A 14,164-nucleotide genomic window follows, 5' to 3' on the forward strand; every position below is an offset into this window, starting at 1 on the left:
GTCGGGCTACGCGCACGCACCGGAGGAGGGCAGGAAGGGATGCTGCACAGAGGTCAAGAGAGCACGGGCGGCACCGGAGGCGGCGAACTGGCCGTCCCCATGGCGTGGTTGTACGCCGAGTACATCGCCGACGAACTGCTGAGAACCGGCGATCTGATGCCGCCCACGTCCTTCGAGTTCCGCGCCGGCCGTGACGCCCTGGCGCTGACCATCTTCCTGTCCGACACCGGTGGCGAGCTCCCCGGCATCCGCGTCGTCTCGCAGCTGGAGACCTGGCTGTCGCTGACGGCGTACGACCAGCCGTGGCAGGACTGGGTGCGGGGGCGGATGGCGCGGGTCGCGAAGGAGGCGGCCGAGGCGGGCGGACCCGCGCCGGACCTGGAGCTGGCGGAGGCGGCCTGGCGCTGGCTGGAGGAGACCGAGCTGCTCGCACCCGACCTGGACGCGGTGCCCGGCGGCGGTCCGGTCCCCGGCGAGGACGACGGGCCGAAGGTGTGGACTCCGGCCTGGCAGTTGGGGCTGCCGCTGGGGCACCTGGCGATCCATCTCTTCTGACGGCGGAAACTTTTCCGGCTCCGACCAATCCGGGGGCCGCTCCGCTCCGAACATCTCACCCCGTTTCCCCGCGGGGCTTGAATGATTCGGCGGTCTGGTCCGTACCGATGGGCAACAGCAACACCACCCCACCCCGCCCCCCGGCACGAGGATTTGGTATGAGGTCCCTGGAACGCCATCGCGACGTCGGCGCCTACACGCTCGGCGTGCTGGACGAAGCGGATGCCTTCCGCTTCGAGGACCACCTCATGGGGTGTCCGAGCTGCACCGCCCACGTGAGTGAATTCGGTCCCGCGGCACGGCAGTTGATGCTGTACCGGCGGGCGACACCGCGCGTCGTGCATCCCTTCGCCGCTCCCGGGCCCCGGCTTCTGGACCGGCTGCTCGGCGAGGTGGCGTCGCGCCACCGGGCGGGGCGCAGGCGCTGGCTGTTCGCCGTGGCCGCCACCGTGGTCCTGGCCGCGGGCGGGCCCGCCGTCGCGGTCGTGACGGCGCACGACTCCCCCGCCGACCGGGTCGCCGCGACCGACGCGCACAGTGGGGTGTGGGCGCAGGTCACGTGGACGGACCGGGTCTGGGGAGTCGAGTTCGACGTGCGGGTCAAGGACGCCGGGGGTCCGCGCGCCTGCCGGCTCGTGGTGGTGGGCGAGGACGGCTCGGAGGAGACGGCGACGAGCTGGATGGTCCCCGGGCACGAGTCCCACGCGTCCGGCATGCACGGCGGCGCCGCGTTCGAGCCCGGGGAGATCAGCCGGTTCGAGGTGCGCACGGAGGACGGCGAGCGCCTGGTGACCCTCGACCCGCGCTGACCTGCGCCCCCGTGCCCCTCGGCCGGACCGACCGGACCGGCCGCCCCTTACTTGAGCAGCCGCGACAGTCTCCGGTCCGCGAGCGGCTTCCCGCCCGTCTGGCAGGTGGGGCAGTACTGCAGCGAGGAGTCACTGAAGGACACCTCGCGGATGGTGTCCCCGCACACCGGGCAGGGCTCCCCGGTGCGGCCGTGCACCCGCAGCCCGCTCTTCTTCTCGGCCTTCAGCCGGCCCGCGGCCACCCCGCGGGACCGCTCGACGGCCTCGGTCAGCGTGCCGCGCAGCGCCTCGTACAGCCGGCTGGTCTCCTCGGGCGTCAGTGCGGACGCCAGCTTGAACGGCGACATCCTCGCGGCGTGCAGGATCTCGTCGCTGTAGGCGTTGCCCACGCCCGCGATCAGGCTCTGGTCCCGCAGGGCGCCCTTCAGCTGCCGCCGCTCGCCTTGCAGCAGCCGCGTGAAGCACCCCTCGTCGAAGTCGGCGGCGAGCGGGTCCGGCCCGAGCCGGGCCACGCCGGGGATCTCGGCCGGGTCCCGTACCACGTACACGGCGAGGCGCTTCTGGGTGCCGGCCTCCGTCAGGTCGAAGCCCTCGCCCGTCCCCAGGGCCACGCGCAACGCCAGCGGACCCTTTCCGGGGCGGGGCGGACCGTCGGGCAGGCTGTCCTTCCAGTGCAGCCAGCCCGCGCGGGCCAGATGCGTCACGAGGTGCAGGCCGCCCGCCTCGATGTCCAGGAACTTGCCGTGCCGGCGCACCGCGGTGACCTCGCGGCCCTCCAGGGCGCCGGGCGGCGGGTCGTACGTCTTCAGGACGCTGATCGCGACGGGCAGGACACGGACGATCTCCCGGCCGACGAGATGGCCGTCCAGGAAGTCCTTGAGCGCTTCGACCTCGGGCAGTTCCGGCATGGGTCCAGGGTGCCACCCGGCACGGGCGGCGCCAGGGGAACCGTCCGTCGGTCCCGGTCCGGGACCGGCGCCAGGGGAACCGCCCGTCAGTCCTGGTCCGGGACCGCGAACTCGCACCACAGGCACTTGCCGCCGCCCCGGGCCTCCACGCCCCAGCCGTCGGTGAGCAGGTCGACCAGCAGCAGACCGCGCCCCGAGACACCGGACTCACCCGCCTCGCGGCGGCGCGGCAGCGCGCTGGAGGAGTCCTCGACCTCCACGCGGAGCCTGCGGCCGGGACCGGTCAGTGCGCGCAGGGTGACGACGGCGGCCCCCTCGGTGTGCATGAGGGCATTGGTGATCAGCTCGTCGGCGACCAGTTCGATCTCGTCGGCACGGTCCCCGGCTCCCCAGGCGCGGACCGCGGCGCGGATCATGTGCCGCGCCTCGGTGAGTGCCTCGGGGTCGCCCGGCGCGACGTGCTGCTGGAGCCGTCCGCCGGTCTGCCGGGTGGGGCCGCGGCGGCGCAGCAGGAGCAGGGCGACGTCGTCGTCGCCACAGCGTTCCTCGGCCACCTCGATGAGGCGGTCGGCGAGGTCGCCGACGTCGTCGGGTCCGGAGCTGACGAGCTCACGGAGGGTGCGCATGCCCTCGTCGAGGTCGATGCCGGGCTGCTCGACGAGTCCGTCGGTGAACAGCAGCAGGGTCTGGCCGGGGTCGAGCTCGACGGTGTCGACCGGGTATTCGAGGCTGCCGAACTCCGCGGACAGGCCGAGCGGCAGTCCTCCCTCGACGGGGAGCCGTCGGCAGGTGCCGTCGGTGTGCCGCACGATCGGATCGATGTGGCCGGCCCTGACCACCTGGACGACCCCGGTGGTCAGGTCGGCCTCGGCGTACAGGCAGGTCGCGAAGCGGTCGGTGTCGAGTTCGTGCAGGAAGACCGAGGCGCGGGCCATCACGGTGGCGGGTGTGTGCCCCTCGGCCGCGTAGGCGCGCAGGACGATGCGCAGCTGGCCCATGACGGCGGCGGCGTGGGTGTCGTGGCCCTGGACGTCGCCGATGACGGCTCCGACGCGCCCGCCGGGCAGGGGGATCAGGTCGTACCAGTCGCCGCCGATGTCCCGGCCTAGGGCGGCGGAGCGGTAGCGGACGGCGAGGTCGGCGCCGGGCACGCTCGGGATCGAGCGCGGCAGCATGGCCTGCTGGAGGCCCTGGGCGAGGTCCTTCTCCTGCTCGAAGAACATGGCCCGCTGGAGGCTCTGGGCGATGCTGCTGCCGAGGGCCACCAGGACGTTGCGCTCCTCCGCCGAGAAGCCGCGCCGGTCGTTGTAGAGCAGCCCGATCGCGCCGATGGGTCTGGCCTGCACGATGAGCGGGAGGTACGCGGCTGAGGTGATCTTCAGATCGGTGATGTTGGGCCAGAGCAGGGGGTAGGCCTCGGCGAACTCCTCGGGCGACTCGATGAAGTGCGGGACGAGGGTCCGGACGACTTCGTTCATCGGGTACTGCTCGTCGATGCGGGTGACCCGGGTGCCGGGCACGTAGCTGTACTCGGGGCCCGCCGCGACGAGGCGGATCCGGCCGGCCTCCAGCAGGCCCATGACCAGGCTGGTGGCGCCCAGGTGGGTGACGCCCTGGGTGTCCTCGAGGACGTCGATGACGTCCTCGACGGTGCGGGCGTGCGCGAGCGCGGCCGTGGTGATCTGCACGACGTTCGTCTGCTGGCGCCGGGCCTCGTCCTCGGCGGCCTTCTCCCGGCGCTCGGCGCTCTCGCTCAGCTCCTGGGTGGCGTCGCGGACGATGCCGAGGATCCGGCGGGGGCGGCCGGCGCCGTCGCGGTGGATGTAGCCCTGGGTGTGGGTCCAGTGCAGGGAGCCGTCCCGGTGGCGGACGCGGAAGTAGGCGCCGTAGTTGGCGCTGCCGTCCTTGAGGGCCTGGGAGACCATGGTGTCCAGGCCGTGGGCCTCGGCGGGCGGTACCCGCGCGCCGAGGGTCTGCGGGCGGCCGTCGTACTCGTCCGGGCTCATGTCGAACACGGCCAGGGCCTGGACGTCCATGTACATCACGGCGGTGTCCAGGTTCCAGTCGAAGCTGCCCATGCGGTTGAGCGCCATGATCGGATCCGGGCGGGCGGGCCAGTCGTCCGGGAGTGACAGGGCGCTCGCTCCCCGATCAACCATGCGCCCACCTTGCCAGGATCTGCCCGATTATTCGACTTGTGGGCGCCTTCGGGACGCGCGGCAACCCACCCCGGCACGCCGCCGGGGTGGGTTGCTGCGTACGGGTGACGGAGGAAAGCGCCGGCCGGGACGCGGTGTCGGGATGTCCGGCGGCGGGGACCCGTCCGGTGAGCGGCGGACCCGGCAGGAGCGAGGAGGCGGGCGTGGAGTGGTTCACGGCACCCGGGTACTGGGTGAGCCGGGTGGTCTTCCAGCGCGGGCTGGCGGGTGTGTACCTGGTCGCCTTCCTGACGGCGGCGCTGCAGTTCCGGGCGCTGCTCGGGGAGCGCGGCATGCTGCCCGTGCCCCGCTTCGTGGCCCGGGTGCCGTTCCGCAGGGCGCCGAGCGTGTTCCAGCTGTACTACTCCGACCGGTTCTTCGCGGCCTGGTCATGGGCGGGCTGCGCGGTGTCGGCGGCACTGCTGGCGGGCCTCGACGCGCGGCTGCCCCTGTGGGGCGGGATGCTGCTGTGGCTCGTCCCGTGGGCGCTGTACCTGTCGATCGTGAACGTCGGTCAGACCTGGTACGGCTTCGGCTGGGAGTCCCTGCTCCTGGAGACCGGGTTCCTCGCGGTGTTCCTCGGCAACGACGAGGTGGCCCCGCCGGTCGTCGTCCTCTTCCTGCTGCGCTGGGTGCTGTTCCGGGTCGAGTTCGGGGCGGGGCTGATCAAGCTGCGCGGTGACGTGTGCTGGCGCAGGCTGACGTGCCTGGACCACCACCACGAGACGCAGCCGATGCCGGGTCCGCTGAGCCGGTTCTTCCACCACCTGCCGAAGCCGGTGCACCGCATCGAGGCGGCCGCCAACCATGTCACGCAACTCGTGGTGCCGGTACTGCTGTTCGCGCCGCAGCCGGTGGCGACGGCGGCCGCGGCACTGATGATCGTCACCCAGCTGTGGCTGGTCCTGTCGGGCAACTTCGCCTGGCTGAACTGGGTCACGATCGTGCTGGCGCTGTCCGCGCTGGAACTCCCGGCCACCGCGCCGAAGACGCCCGCGGCACCGCTCTGGTACGAGGTCGTCGTCCTCACCGTCGCCGCGCTGCTGCTGGGCCTGAGCTACCGTCCGGCACGCAACCTGGTGTCCCGGCGTCAGGTGATGAACCGTTCGTTCGACCCGCTCCACCTGGTCAACACGTACGGCGCCTTCGGCAGTGTCAGCCGCATCCGGTACGAGGTGGTGGTCGAGGGCACCGCGGACGAGGTGGCGCGCGCGGACTCGGACTGGCGGGAGTACGAGTTCCGGGGCAAGCCCGGTGATCCGCGGCGTCGGCCGCGCCAGTTCGCCCCGTACCATCTGCGGCTCGACTGGATGATGTGGTTCGCGGCCCTCTCCCCGGCGTACGCGGAGCCGTGGTTCGGTGCCCTGGTCGAGCGGCTGCTGGAGAACGACCGTGACACGCTGCGGCTCCTGCGCCGGTCACCGTTCCCCGTGGACGCCCCGCCTCGCTTCGTGCGGGCCCGGCTCTTCCGCTACCGCTGCACGACCTGGCGCGAGCTGCGGGAGACGGGGTCGTACTGGGAGCGGACGTATGTGCGGGACTTCCTGCCGCCGACGCGGCTGGCCTCGGGGTCTCAGAGGCGGTAGACGCGGGCCGCGGTGTTCGTGAAGACGTCGGCGCGTTCACCGGCGCTCAATTGCCTGGTCAACTCCTGTGCACACTCCACGACTTGGCGGTAGCTCGCCGCCAGGGTGCACACCGGCCAGTCCGAGCCGAACATCAGGCGGCCGGGACCGAAGGCGTCCAGAACCGTGTCGGCGTAGGGGCGGAGGCCGTCGGCCGTCCACCGCGCGAGGTCGGCCTCGGTGACCAGACCGGACAGTTTGCAGACCGTGTTGGGGAGGGCGGCGAGTGCCCGGAGCCCGGACGCCCACGGCTCCAGCTCACCGGAGGCGACGGGCGGCTTGCCCGCGTGGTCCAGGACGAAGGTGAGTCCGGGCAGGGCGGCGGCCGCCCCGACGCAGGACGGGAGCTGTTCGGGCAGGACCACCAGGTCGTACACGAGCCCCGCCTCCGCGACGGCGGACAGTCCCCGCAGCACGTCCGGCCGCAGCAGCCAGGCGGGGTCGGGCTCCGACTGGACCTGGTGGCGGACGCCCTTGAGGTGCCGGCCGCCGGGCAGTTGCGCCAGGCGCGCCAGTTCCCCGGCGACGTCGGGCCGTGTGAGGTCGGTCCACCCGACCACTCCCCCGACCAGGTCGCTCTCCAGGGCGAGCGCCAGGAACTCGGGGGTCTCCTCGGGCACGGTGACCGTCTGGACGAGCACCGTGCGCTCGACACCCGCCGCCCGGGCCTGTGGCGCGAGGTCCGCGACCGTGAAGTTCCGCCGCAGCGGCCGCAGCCGCGGCCCGGTGATCCAGTCCTGGTCGCGGACGGTGAGGTCCCACACGTGGTGGTGTGCGTCGACGGTCACGACGGCTGCTCTCCCGGTACGGGTACGGGGGCGTCCTCGGGCAGCAGGCGGGCGTCGCGCAGTTCCTGCCAGAAGCCGGCCGGCACCGGTGTCGTGAACTGCTCTGCGCAATCCCGGACTTCGGGGGACGAGCGGGCGCCGACCAGGACGCTCGCCACTGCCGGGTGCGCGGCGGGGAAGGCCAGGGCGGCGGCGCGCAGCGTGGTGCCGTGCCGCTCGGCGATCGCCCTGAGGCGCAGGGCCCGGTCCAGCAACTCGGGTGGCGCGGCTGCGTAGTCGTACGTCGCGCCCGGCTTCGGGTCGGCCAGCAGGCCGGAGTTGAAGGCACCGCCGACGACGACGGAGGCGCCGCGGTCCTGGGCGGCGGGCAGCAGGCCGGTCAGGGCCCGGTGGTCCAGCAGGGTGTAGCGGCCCGCGCACAGGACGACGTCGACGTCCGTCTCGCGCAGGAAGCGGGTGAGCATCGCGGTCTGGTTCATGCCGGCGCCGATCGCACGCACCACACCTTCCGAGCGCAGTTTCTCCAGGGCTGGGTAGCCCTCGCGGAACGCCTGCTCGGCGTGGTCGTCGGGGTCGTGGAGGTAGACGACGTCCACGTGGTCGACGCCGAGGCGGGTCAGGCTCGCGTCCAGGCCGCGCCGTACGCCGTCCGCGCTGAAGTCCCAGACGCGGCGGTGGGTCGCGGGTACGGCGAAGCCGTTGGCGAGGTCGTCCCCGCCCGCGTCATGGGGCTCCAGGCGGCGGCCGACCTTGGTGGAGAGGGTGTAGTCGGCGCGGGGCCTGTCGCGCAGGGCGGCCCCGAGGCGGCGTTCGGAGAGACCGAGGCCGTAGTGGGGGGCGGTGTCGAAGTAGCGGATGCCGGCGGCCCAGGCCGCGTCCACGGCCTCACGCGCCTGCTCCTCACCGACCGCGGTGTACAGGTTGCCGATGCCCGCGGCGCCGAAGGCGAGGTCACCGACCTCCACGCGGCTGCTCCCGAGCCTGCTCACCGGGCCTCGGGGCGCAGGCGCAGGCCCTGCATGCCGCCGTCCACGGCGAGGGCGGTGCCGGTGGTGGCGCCGGACAGCGGGCTCGCCAGGTACGCGACGGCCCCGGCGACCTCGGGTGCCGAGACGAGGCGGCCGGTGGGCTGACGCGCTTCGAGCGCGGCCCGTTCGGCGCCGGGGTCGGGGGCCGCGTCGAGCAGGCGCCCCACCCAGGGGGTGTCGACGGTGCCGGGGTTGACGCAGTTGACGCGGATGCCCTCCCGGACGTGGTCGGCGGCCATCGCGAGGGTGAGGGAGAGGACCGCGCCCTTGGAGGCGGAGTAGAGGGCGCGCTGGGGCAGACCGGCGGTGGCGGCGACGGAGCAGGTGTTCACGACGGCCGCGTGCGCGGACTCCCGCAGGGCGGGCAGCGCGGCGCGGGTGGTGCGCACGATGCCGAGGACGTTGACGTCCAGGACCCGGTGCCACTGCTCGTCGTCGTTGTCCTCGACGGTGCCCCGGGCGCCGATGCCCGCGTTGTTGACCAGGACGTCCAGGCCGCCGAGGTCCGCGACCGCGGCGGCCACGGCGTCCCGGACGGACGCGTCGTCGGCGACGTCGGCCCGGTACGCGAGCAGGGGCGCCTCCACGCCGCTCGGATCGAGGTCGAGCACGGCGACCCGGGCGCCGCGGGCGGCGAGGAGATCGGCGGTGGCGCGGCCGATGCCGGAGGCGCCGCCCGTCACGAGCGCCCTGAGGCCCGCGAAGTCGCCCATTTCCTGAGTGTCCGTCATGCCGTCTCGTCCTCCGGGTCGGTGAGTGACTGCTGCGCGAGGTCGGCTGCCCAGAAGGTACCGCCGGGGAAGGTGAACTCCGCTACGGACTCGGGCCGCATGGTCGCCGAGAAGCCGGGTGCGGTGGGCGCGGTGTAGTGGCCGTCGCGGATCACCACGGGGTCCACGAAGTGATCGTGCAGATGGTCGACGTACTCGATGACCCGGTCGTCGGTGGTGCCGGCGAGTGCCACGAAGTCGAACATCGAGAGGTGCTGGACGAGTTCGCACAGCCCGACACCGCCGGCGTGCGGGCAGACGGGCACGCCGAACTTGGCGGCGAGCAGCAGGATCGCGAGGTTCTCGTTGACGCCGCCGACCCGCGCCGCGTCGAGCTGGAGGATGTCGACGGCGTCCGCCTGGAGCAGCTGCTTGAAGACGATGCGGTTCTGCACGTGCTCGCCGGTGGCGACCTTCACCGGTGCGACGGCCCGGCGGACGGCCGCGTGTCCGAGGATGTCGTCGGGGCTGGTCGGCTCCTCGATCCAGTAGGGCGCGAACTCGGCGAGCGCGCCGACCCAGGCGATCGCCTCGTCGACGTCCCAGCGCTGGTTGGCGTCGATGGCGACGCGGATGCCGGGTCCGACCACGGAACGGGCGACGCGGCAGCGGCGCAGGTCGTCCGCCAGGTCCGCGCCGACCTTCAGCTTGATCTGGGTGAAGCCGTCGGCGACCGCCCGAGCGGCGAGGCGGGTGAGCTTCTCGTCGCTGTAGCCGAGCCAGCCGGGCGAGGTCGTGTAGGCCGGGGAACCCTTCTCCCGTAGGACCGCGACGCGTTCGGCGGCCCCCTCCCGGCCGCGGCGCAGCAGCTCCAGCGCCTCGTCGGGGGTGAGGGCGTCCGTGAGGTAGCGGAAGTCGACCTGCCGCACCAGCCACTCCGGCTCGGCGTCCGCGAGCAGCTGCCACAGCGGCTTTCCCGCACGTTTGGCGGCCAGGTCCCACACGGCGTTGACGACGGCGCCGATCGCCATGTGCATCACGCCCTTCTCGGGCCCGAGCCAGCGCAGCTGGCTGTCGCCGACGAGGTCCCGGCTCAGGGAGCCGGGGTCGGCGCACAGCTCGTCGACGGACCGTCCGGTCACGTGCGCCCGCAGTGCTTCGATCGCGGCGACCTGGACCTCGTTGCCCCGCCCGATGGTGAAGGTGAAGCCGTGGCCCTCGATGCCGTCGGCCGCGTCGGTGCGCAGCACGACGTACGCCGCCGAGTAGTCGGGGTCCGGGTTCATCGCGTCGGACCCGTCGAGCTCGCGCGAGGTGGGAAAGCGGATGTCGTGGGTGTCGACCGCGGTGACGCGGGCGGCGGTGGGGGACACGGGAGGCCTTTCGGTCCGGGGCTCGGGGACGGGCGCGAACGTGGGCCGGGGGTCGGTCTCCGGGGCCGGGCCCGGGAAGTTTCCTTGCCGACCGGACGAATATTTATCAGACCACTTGTGGCTCACACCACCCTCTGGAGCCAAGTCGTCCCGGTTTTCGGCCACAGTGGTCCGACCACCTGGCTGGTTAGACTGCGCGCACCCGGCAACAGGAGGAAACGGCGTGGACGAGAGCGAGCCCCAGGAGACGGAGGCCGCCCCGCCGAAGGGCACGGTGACGCAGCGCGCCATCGAGCGGATCAAGGCGATGATCGGTGAGGGCCGCCTGGAACCGGGGCAGCGGCTGCCGACCGAGCGGGATCTCGCGGCCCGGCTCGGCATGTCCCGCAGCTCGATGCGTGAGGCCATCCGTGCGCTCACGGTCCTCGGGGTGCTGGAGGCCCGGCACGGATCGGGCATCTACGTCACGCAGTTGCAGGCCGGGGACCTCCTGGAGACGTTCGGGATCGTGGCCGACCTCTCCCGGGGACCGCGACTCGTCGAGCTGCTCGAGGTGCGCCGGATCCTCGAATCGACGGCGACTGCGCTGGCCGCCGCGCGGATCACCCCCGACCAGCTCGCCGAGGTCGGGGAACACCTGCTGGCCATGAACGCGACGGACGATCCCGAGGAGATCCTCGCGCACGACCTTGCCTTCCACCGCGCCGTGGTGGCGGCGGCGGGCAACGAGACGCTGGCCGCGATCCTGGAGGGACTCTCCTCCCGCACCTTCCGCGCCCGGGTGTGGCGCGGCTACCAGGAGCAGGGCGCCTTCGAACGCACCCGCCGCGAGCACGCGGCGATCCACCGCGCCCTGCTCGCCCACGACCCGGAAGCGGCCCGAACGGCTGCGGCGGCCCACGTGGGCGAGGTGGAGCAATGGCTGCGGACGCAGCTGGAACCGTAGACAATGCCGCATCGAGCGCCAGCCGGAAAGAACTCAGCGCCGACGGCGGGAAATCCAGCCCCTCCGGCGTTTGAGGAGCGGGGCCCGGGGCGGAGCCCCGAGTCGGAACCAATCCCCCGGGCGGGAAACCCCCAAGGGAACCCCCGGGGCCCGGGCAGGAAAGCGGCCCGGTGACACCTCGGTCAGTCACGGCAGTGGCCCGTCACCCCCGCCCGAACCGAAGCGTCACCAACTCGAACGGCCGCAACCGCACCCGCAGCCGCGCCCCGTCCCGCTCAGGCGCCCCCGCCCCGGCAAGCGGCCTCTCCAGCAGATCCGTCACCACGACCTCCTCGAAGGAGAACCCCGGCGTGAGCGTCGCCCACGACCGACCGCCCCGCGACTCGTGGAACCGCACGATCACGTCCCCGCTCCCGTCGTCGGCCAGCTTGACCGCCGTCACCACGACGGCGTCCTGCTCGACGGTCACCAGCGGCGCGACCTCCTGGGAGCCGGTCACCCGGCGCTCGGGCAGGTTGATCCGCCACCCCTCGCGCACCGCGTCACCGACCGTCGCGCCCGGCACCAGCGCGTGCCGGAACCGGTGCACACCCTGGTCGGTCTCGGGGTCGGGAAAACGCGGAGCGCGCAGCAGCGAGACCCGTACCGTGGTGGTCGTACCGGAGTCGCCGTCGCGCACGGTCCGGGTCACGTCGTGGCCGTACGTCGAGTCGTTCACGACCGCCACGCCCCACCCGGGCTCCTCGACGTGCACGAAACGGTGGTTGCACGCCTCGAACTTGGCCGCCTCCCAACTGGTGTTGGTGTGCGTCGGCCGGTGGACGTGCCCGAACTGGGTCTCGGACGCGTACCGTTCGGCGTGCACGTCGAGCGGGAAGGCCAGCTTCAGGAACTTCTCGGTCTCGTGCCAGTCGACTTCGGTGTCGATGCCGAGGCGCTGTTCGCCCGGTGCCAGCGACAGCACCTGGGTCACCCGCGACGCCCCGAAGGAGCGGACGACCCGCACCGAGACGCCGTCCTCCCCCGGCGCGACCTCGTCGGCGTCGACCAGGTCGGTGACCGTGTTCCGGTAGAACTCGTCGACGTCCCAGGCGTCCCACATGTTCGGGAAGTCGGGATGGATCTGCAGCAGGTTGGCAGCCTGTCCCGGGGCGACCGTCTCCCGGTCGGCGGACAGGTCGTACGCCGAGACGACCAGCCCCCGCGCGTCGATCCCGACCCGCAGCATCCCGTTGTCCAGGACGTAGCCGCCGTCCGGGCGGGGTTCGAGGGCCGTCTCACCCAGGACGGCCGGGGTCCGGGCGCCGCCCGCAGGGACCCCGTCGCGGCTGTGCGGAGCCGAGTTGAAGACCAGCGGCGCCGAACCCTCGCCGGCCAGCGCACGCTGCGCCGAGTCGATGACGGCGTTCAGCTCCTCGGCGACCCGCTCGTACGTCCTGCGTGCCTCCCGGTGCACCCAGGCGATGGACGAGCCGGGCAGGATGTCGTGGAACTGGTGGAGCAGGACCGTCTTCCAGATGCGGTCCAACTCCTCGTAGGGGTAGGCGAATCCGGTGCGTACGGCCGCGGTCGCCGCCCAGAGTTCGGCCTCGCGCAGGAGGTGCTCGCTGCGGCGGTTGCCCTGCTTGGTCCTCGCCTGGCTGGTGAGCGTGGCGCGGTGCAGTTCCAGGTACAGCTCACCCACCCACACGGGCGCGTTCGGGTATTCGGCCTCCGCCTTCTTGAAGAACTCCTCGGGAGCCTCCCAGACGACGGTCGCGGAGCCCTCCAGGTCGCGCAGCCGGGCCGCTTTGGCGACCATCTCGCGTGTCGTGCCGCCGCCGCCGTCGCCCCAGCCGGTGGGTGCCAGGGAGTGCCGGGCGACCCCCTTGTCCTTGAAGTTGCTCGCGGCGTGCGCGATCTCGCTGCCCTTCATGGAGCAGTTGTAGGTGTCGACGGGCGGGAAGTGGGTGAAGATCCGGGTGCCGTCGATGCCCTCCCACTGGAAGGTGTGGTGGGGGAACCTGTTGGTCTGCGACCACGAGATCTTCTGGGTGAGCAGCCACTTGGAGCCCGCCGCCTTGATGATCTGCGGGAGGCCGGCGGCGAAGCCGAAGGTGTCGGGCAGCCAGGCCTCTTCGTTCTCGATGCCGAACTCGTCCAGGAAGAACCGCTTGCCGTGCACGAACTGACGGGCCATCGCCTCCGATCCGGGCATGTTCGTGTCGGACTCGACCCACATGCCGCCGGCGGGCACGAACCGCCCGTCCGTGACCGCCTTCTTCACGCGCGCCCACACCTCGGGCCGGTGCTCCTTGACCCATGCCCACTGCTGGGCCTGGGACATGGTGAAGACGAAGTCGGGCTCGTCCTCCAGCAGAGCGGTCATGTTGGAGGCCGTCCGGGCCACCTTGCGGACGGTCTCGCGCAGCGGCCACAGCCACGCCGAGTCGATGTGCGCGTGCCCGACGGCGCTGATGCGGTGCGCGGAGGGCACGGCGGGCGCGGCGAGTACTCCTTCGAGCCGGGAGCGTGCGGCGGCGGCCGTGCCGTTCACGTCCTGGAGGTCGACCGCGTCCAGGGCCCGCTCCACCGCGCGCAGCAGATCCCAGCGCCGCGCGGACTCCACGGGCAGCTCTGCCATCAGCTCGCCGAGCACTTCCAGGTCGATGACCAGCTGCCACACCGTCTCGTCGAAGACGGCCAGATCCATGCGGGTGAGGGTGTACTGCGGTTCGCTGCCCGCCGTCTCCTTGTCGCCGAGCAGGGTCGGCACGAAGGGGTGGTAGTCGAGGATGACCGGGTTGGAGGCCGCCTCGATGTGCAGCCGGACCTCCTCACCGCCCTCGGCCGGAGCGCCGACCCGGACCCACTGGTTGCGGGGGTTCAGGCCCTTCACCGGGGTGCCGTCGGGCCGGTGGACGAGGCCCTCGCACTGGAAGCCGGGCATGTTCTCGTCGAAGCCGAGGTCGAGGATCGCCTCGACGGTCCGTCCCGCCCACTCCTTCGGGACGGTTCCGGTGACACGGAACCAGCTGGTGCCCCACGGAGCACCCCAGCGCGCGCCGACCTCGATCGGTGCCGTGTCGGCGGCCAGTCCTTCGGCGACCGGCACGGGCTCGCCGGGCGCGTGCCACACCGCCACGTCCAGCGGTACGGACTCGGGATACACGGCGGGGCGGATGCGCTCGTCGAGGACGCGCTTGAGGCGGGCTTCGACCAGGGTGCGGTCGTCATGCATGGGG

Annotated in this window: 11 protein-coding genes; 4 read left to right on the top strand and 7 right to left on the bottom strand. The window is 72.5% G+C overall.

The annotated features are described in order from the left end of the window. Positions 1-39: 39 nt before the first annotated feature. Together ACFYP4_RS11380 and ACFYP4_RS11385 are read left to right on the top strand one after the other, a co-directional pair. Positions 40-555 (top strand): hypothetical protein, encoded by a 516-nt coding sequence (locus tag ACFYP4_RS11380; protein WP_358850702.1) that lies wholly within the window; start codon positions 40-42, stop codon positions 553-555. A gap of 158 nt (positions 556-713) precedes the next feature. Then, positions 714-1,364 carry an anti-sigma factor family protein gene (locus ACFYP4_RS11385; protein WP_388784852.1) on the top strand — a complete coding sequence of 217 codons (651 nt, stop codon included), beginning with the start codon at positions 714-716 and terminating at the stop codon, positions 1,362-1,364. Positions 1,365-1,411: 47 nt separating this feature from the next. Here the strand turns inward: ACFYP4_RS11385 and ACFYP4_RS11390 are convergent, their stop codons facing one another. Together ACFYP4_RS11390 and ACFYP4_RS11395 are read right to left on the bottom strand one after the other, a co-directional pair. After that, positions 1,412-2,272 carry a DNA-formamidopyrimidine glycosylase family protein gene (locus ACFYP4_RS11390; protein ID WP_358850704.1) on the bottom strand — a complete coding sequence of 287 codons (861 nt, stop codon included), beginning with the start codon at positions 2,270-2,272 and terminating at the stop codon, positions 1,412-1,414. 86 nt (positions 2,273-2,358) lie between these two features. Next, the gene (locus ACFYP4_RS11395; RefSeq protein WP_358850705.1) at positions 2,359-4,431 is read right to left on the bottom strand and encodes a SpoIIE family protein phosphatase; all 2,073 of its coding nucleotides are present in this window, start codon (positions 4,429-4,431) and stop codon (positions 2,359-2,361) included. Positions 4,432-4,634: 203 nt separating this feature from the next. Between ACFYP4_RS11395 and ACFYP4_RS11400 the strand changes: the two genes are divergently transcribed. Next, positions 4,635-6,056, top strand: coding sequence for a lipase maturation factor family protein (locus ACFYP4_RS11400; RefSeq protein WP_388785073.1), 1,422 nt, complete (start codon positions 4,635-4,637; stop codon positions 6,054-6,056). Here ACFYP4_RS11400 and ACFYP4_RS11405 read toward each other — a convergent pair. The 4 genes from ACFYP4_RS11405 to ACFYP4_RS11420 are packed head-to-tail and all read right to left on the bottom strand — an operon-like array spanning position 6,044 to position 9,994. Beyond that, on the bottom strand, positions 6,044-6,883 hold the full coding sequence (locus tag ACFYP4_RS11405) for an amidohydrolase family protein (protein ID WP_358850707.1): 840 nt from the start codon (positions 6,881-6,883) through the stop codon (positions 6,044-6,046). The two genes, ACFYP4_RS11400 and ACFYP4_RS11405, sit on opposite strands and share 13 nt — an antisense overlap. Next, complete coding sequence (locus tag ACFYP4_RS11410; protein WP_358850708.1) at positions 6,880-7,872, bottom strand: aldo/keto reductase; 993 nt, start codon at positions 7,870-7,872, stop codon at positions 6,880-6,882. Before ACFYP4_RS11410 ends, ACFYP4_RS11405 begins: the two co-directional genes overlap by 4 nt. Beyond that, a complete protein-coding gene (locus ACFYP4_RS11415; RefSeq protein ID WP_358850773.1) occupies positions 7,869-8,624 on the bottom strand; it encodes an SDR family oxidoreductase in 756 nt (251 codons plus the stop codon). Before ACFYP4_RS11415 ends, ACFYP4_RS11410 begins: the two co-directional genes overlap by 4 nt. Positions 8,625-8,638: 14 nt before the next feature. Continuing rightward, positions 8,639-9,994, bottom strand: coding sequence for an L-fuconate dehydratase (locus ACFYP4_RS11420; protein WP_388784855.1), 1,356 nt, complete (start codon positions 9,992-9,994; stop codon positions 8,639-8,641). Positions 9,995-10,217: 223 nt separating this feature from the next. Between ACFYP4_RS11420 and ACFYP4_RS11425 the strand changes: the two genes are divergently transcribed. Further along, positions 10,218-10,940 carry a FadR/GntR family transcriptional regulator gene (locus ACFYP4_RS11425; RefSeq protein ID WP_358850710.1) on the top strand — a complete coding sequence of 241 codons (723 nt, stop codon included), beginning with the start codon at positions 10,218-10,220 and terminating at the stop codon, positions 10,938-10,940. Positions 10,941-11,142: 202 nt separating this feature from the next. Here the strand turns inward: ACFYP4_RS11425 and ACFYP4_RS11430 are convergent, their stop codons facing one another. Then, positions 11,143-14,160 carry a glycoside hydrolase family 38 C-terminal domain-containing protein gene (locus ACFYP4_RS11430; protein WP_358850711.1) on the bottom strand — a complete coding sequence of 1,006 codons (3,018 nt, stop codon included), beginning with the start codon at positions 14,158-14,160 and terminating at the stop codon, positions 11,143-11,145. Positions 14,161-14,164: the final 4 nt, after the last annotated feature.

Origin of the sequence: Streptomyces sp. NPDC005551 (assembly GCF_042871785.1) — a bacterium.
Taxonomy (GTDB): Bacteria; Actinomycetota; Actinomycetes; order Streptomycetales; family Streptomycetaceae; genus Streptomyces.

What these genes read in the sequence shown, in the direction of transcription:
- ACFYP4_RS11385 (WP_388784852.1), top strand. Translation starts at nt 714, where the DNA reads ATGAGGTCCCTGGAACGCCATCGCGACGTCGGCGCCTACACGCTCGGC.
- ACFYP4_RS11380 (WP_358850702.1), top strand. Translation starts at nt 40, where the DNA reads ATGCTGCACAGAGGTCAAGAGAGCACGGGCGGCACCGGAGGCGGCGAA.
- ACFYP4_RS11415 (WP_358850773.1), bottom strand. Translation starts at nt 8,624, where the DNA reads ATGGGCGACTTCGCGGGCCTCAGGGCGCTCGTGACGGGCGGCGCCTCC.
- ACFYP4_RS11390 (WP_358850704.1), bottom strand. Translation starts at nt 2,272, where the DNA reads ATGCCGGAACTGCCCGAGGTCGAAGCGCTCAAGGACTTCCTGGACGGC.
- ACFYP4_RS11395 (WP_358850705.1), bottom strand. Translation starts at nt 4,431, where the DNA reads ATGGTTGATCGGGGAGCGAGCGCCCTGTCACTCCCGGACGACTGGCCC.
- ACFYP4_RS11430 (WP_358850711.1), bottom strand. Translation starts at nt 14,160, where the DNA reads ATGCATGACGACCGCACCCTGGTCGAAGCCCGCCTCAAGCGCGTCCTC.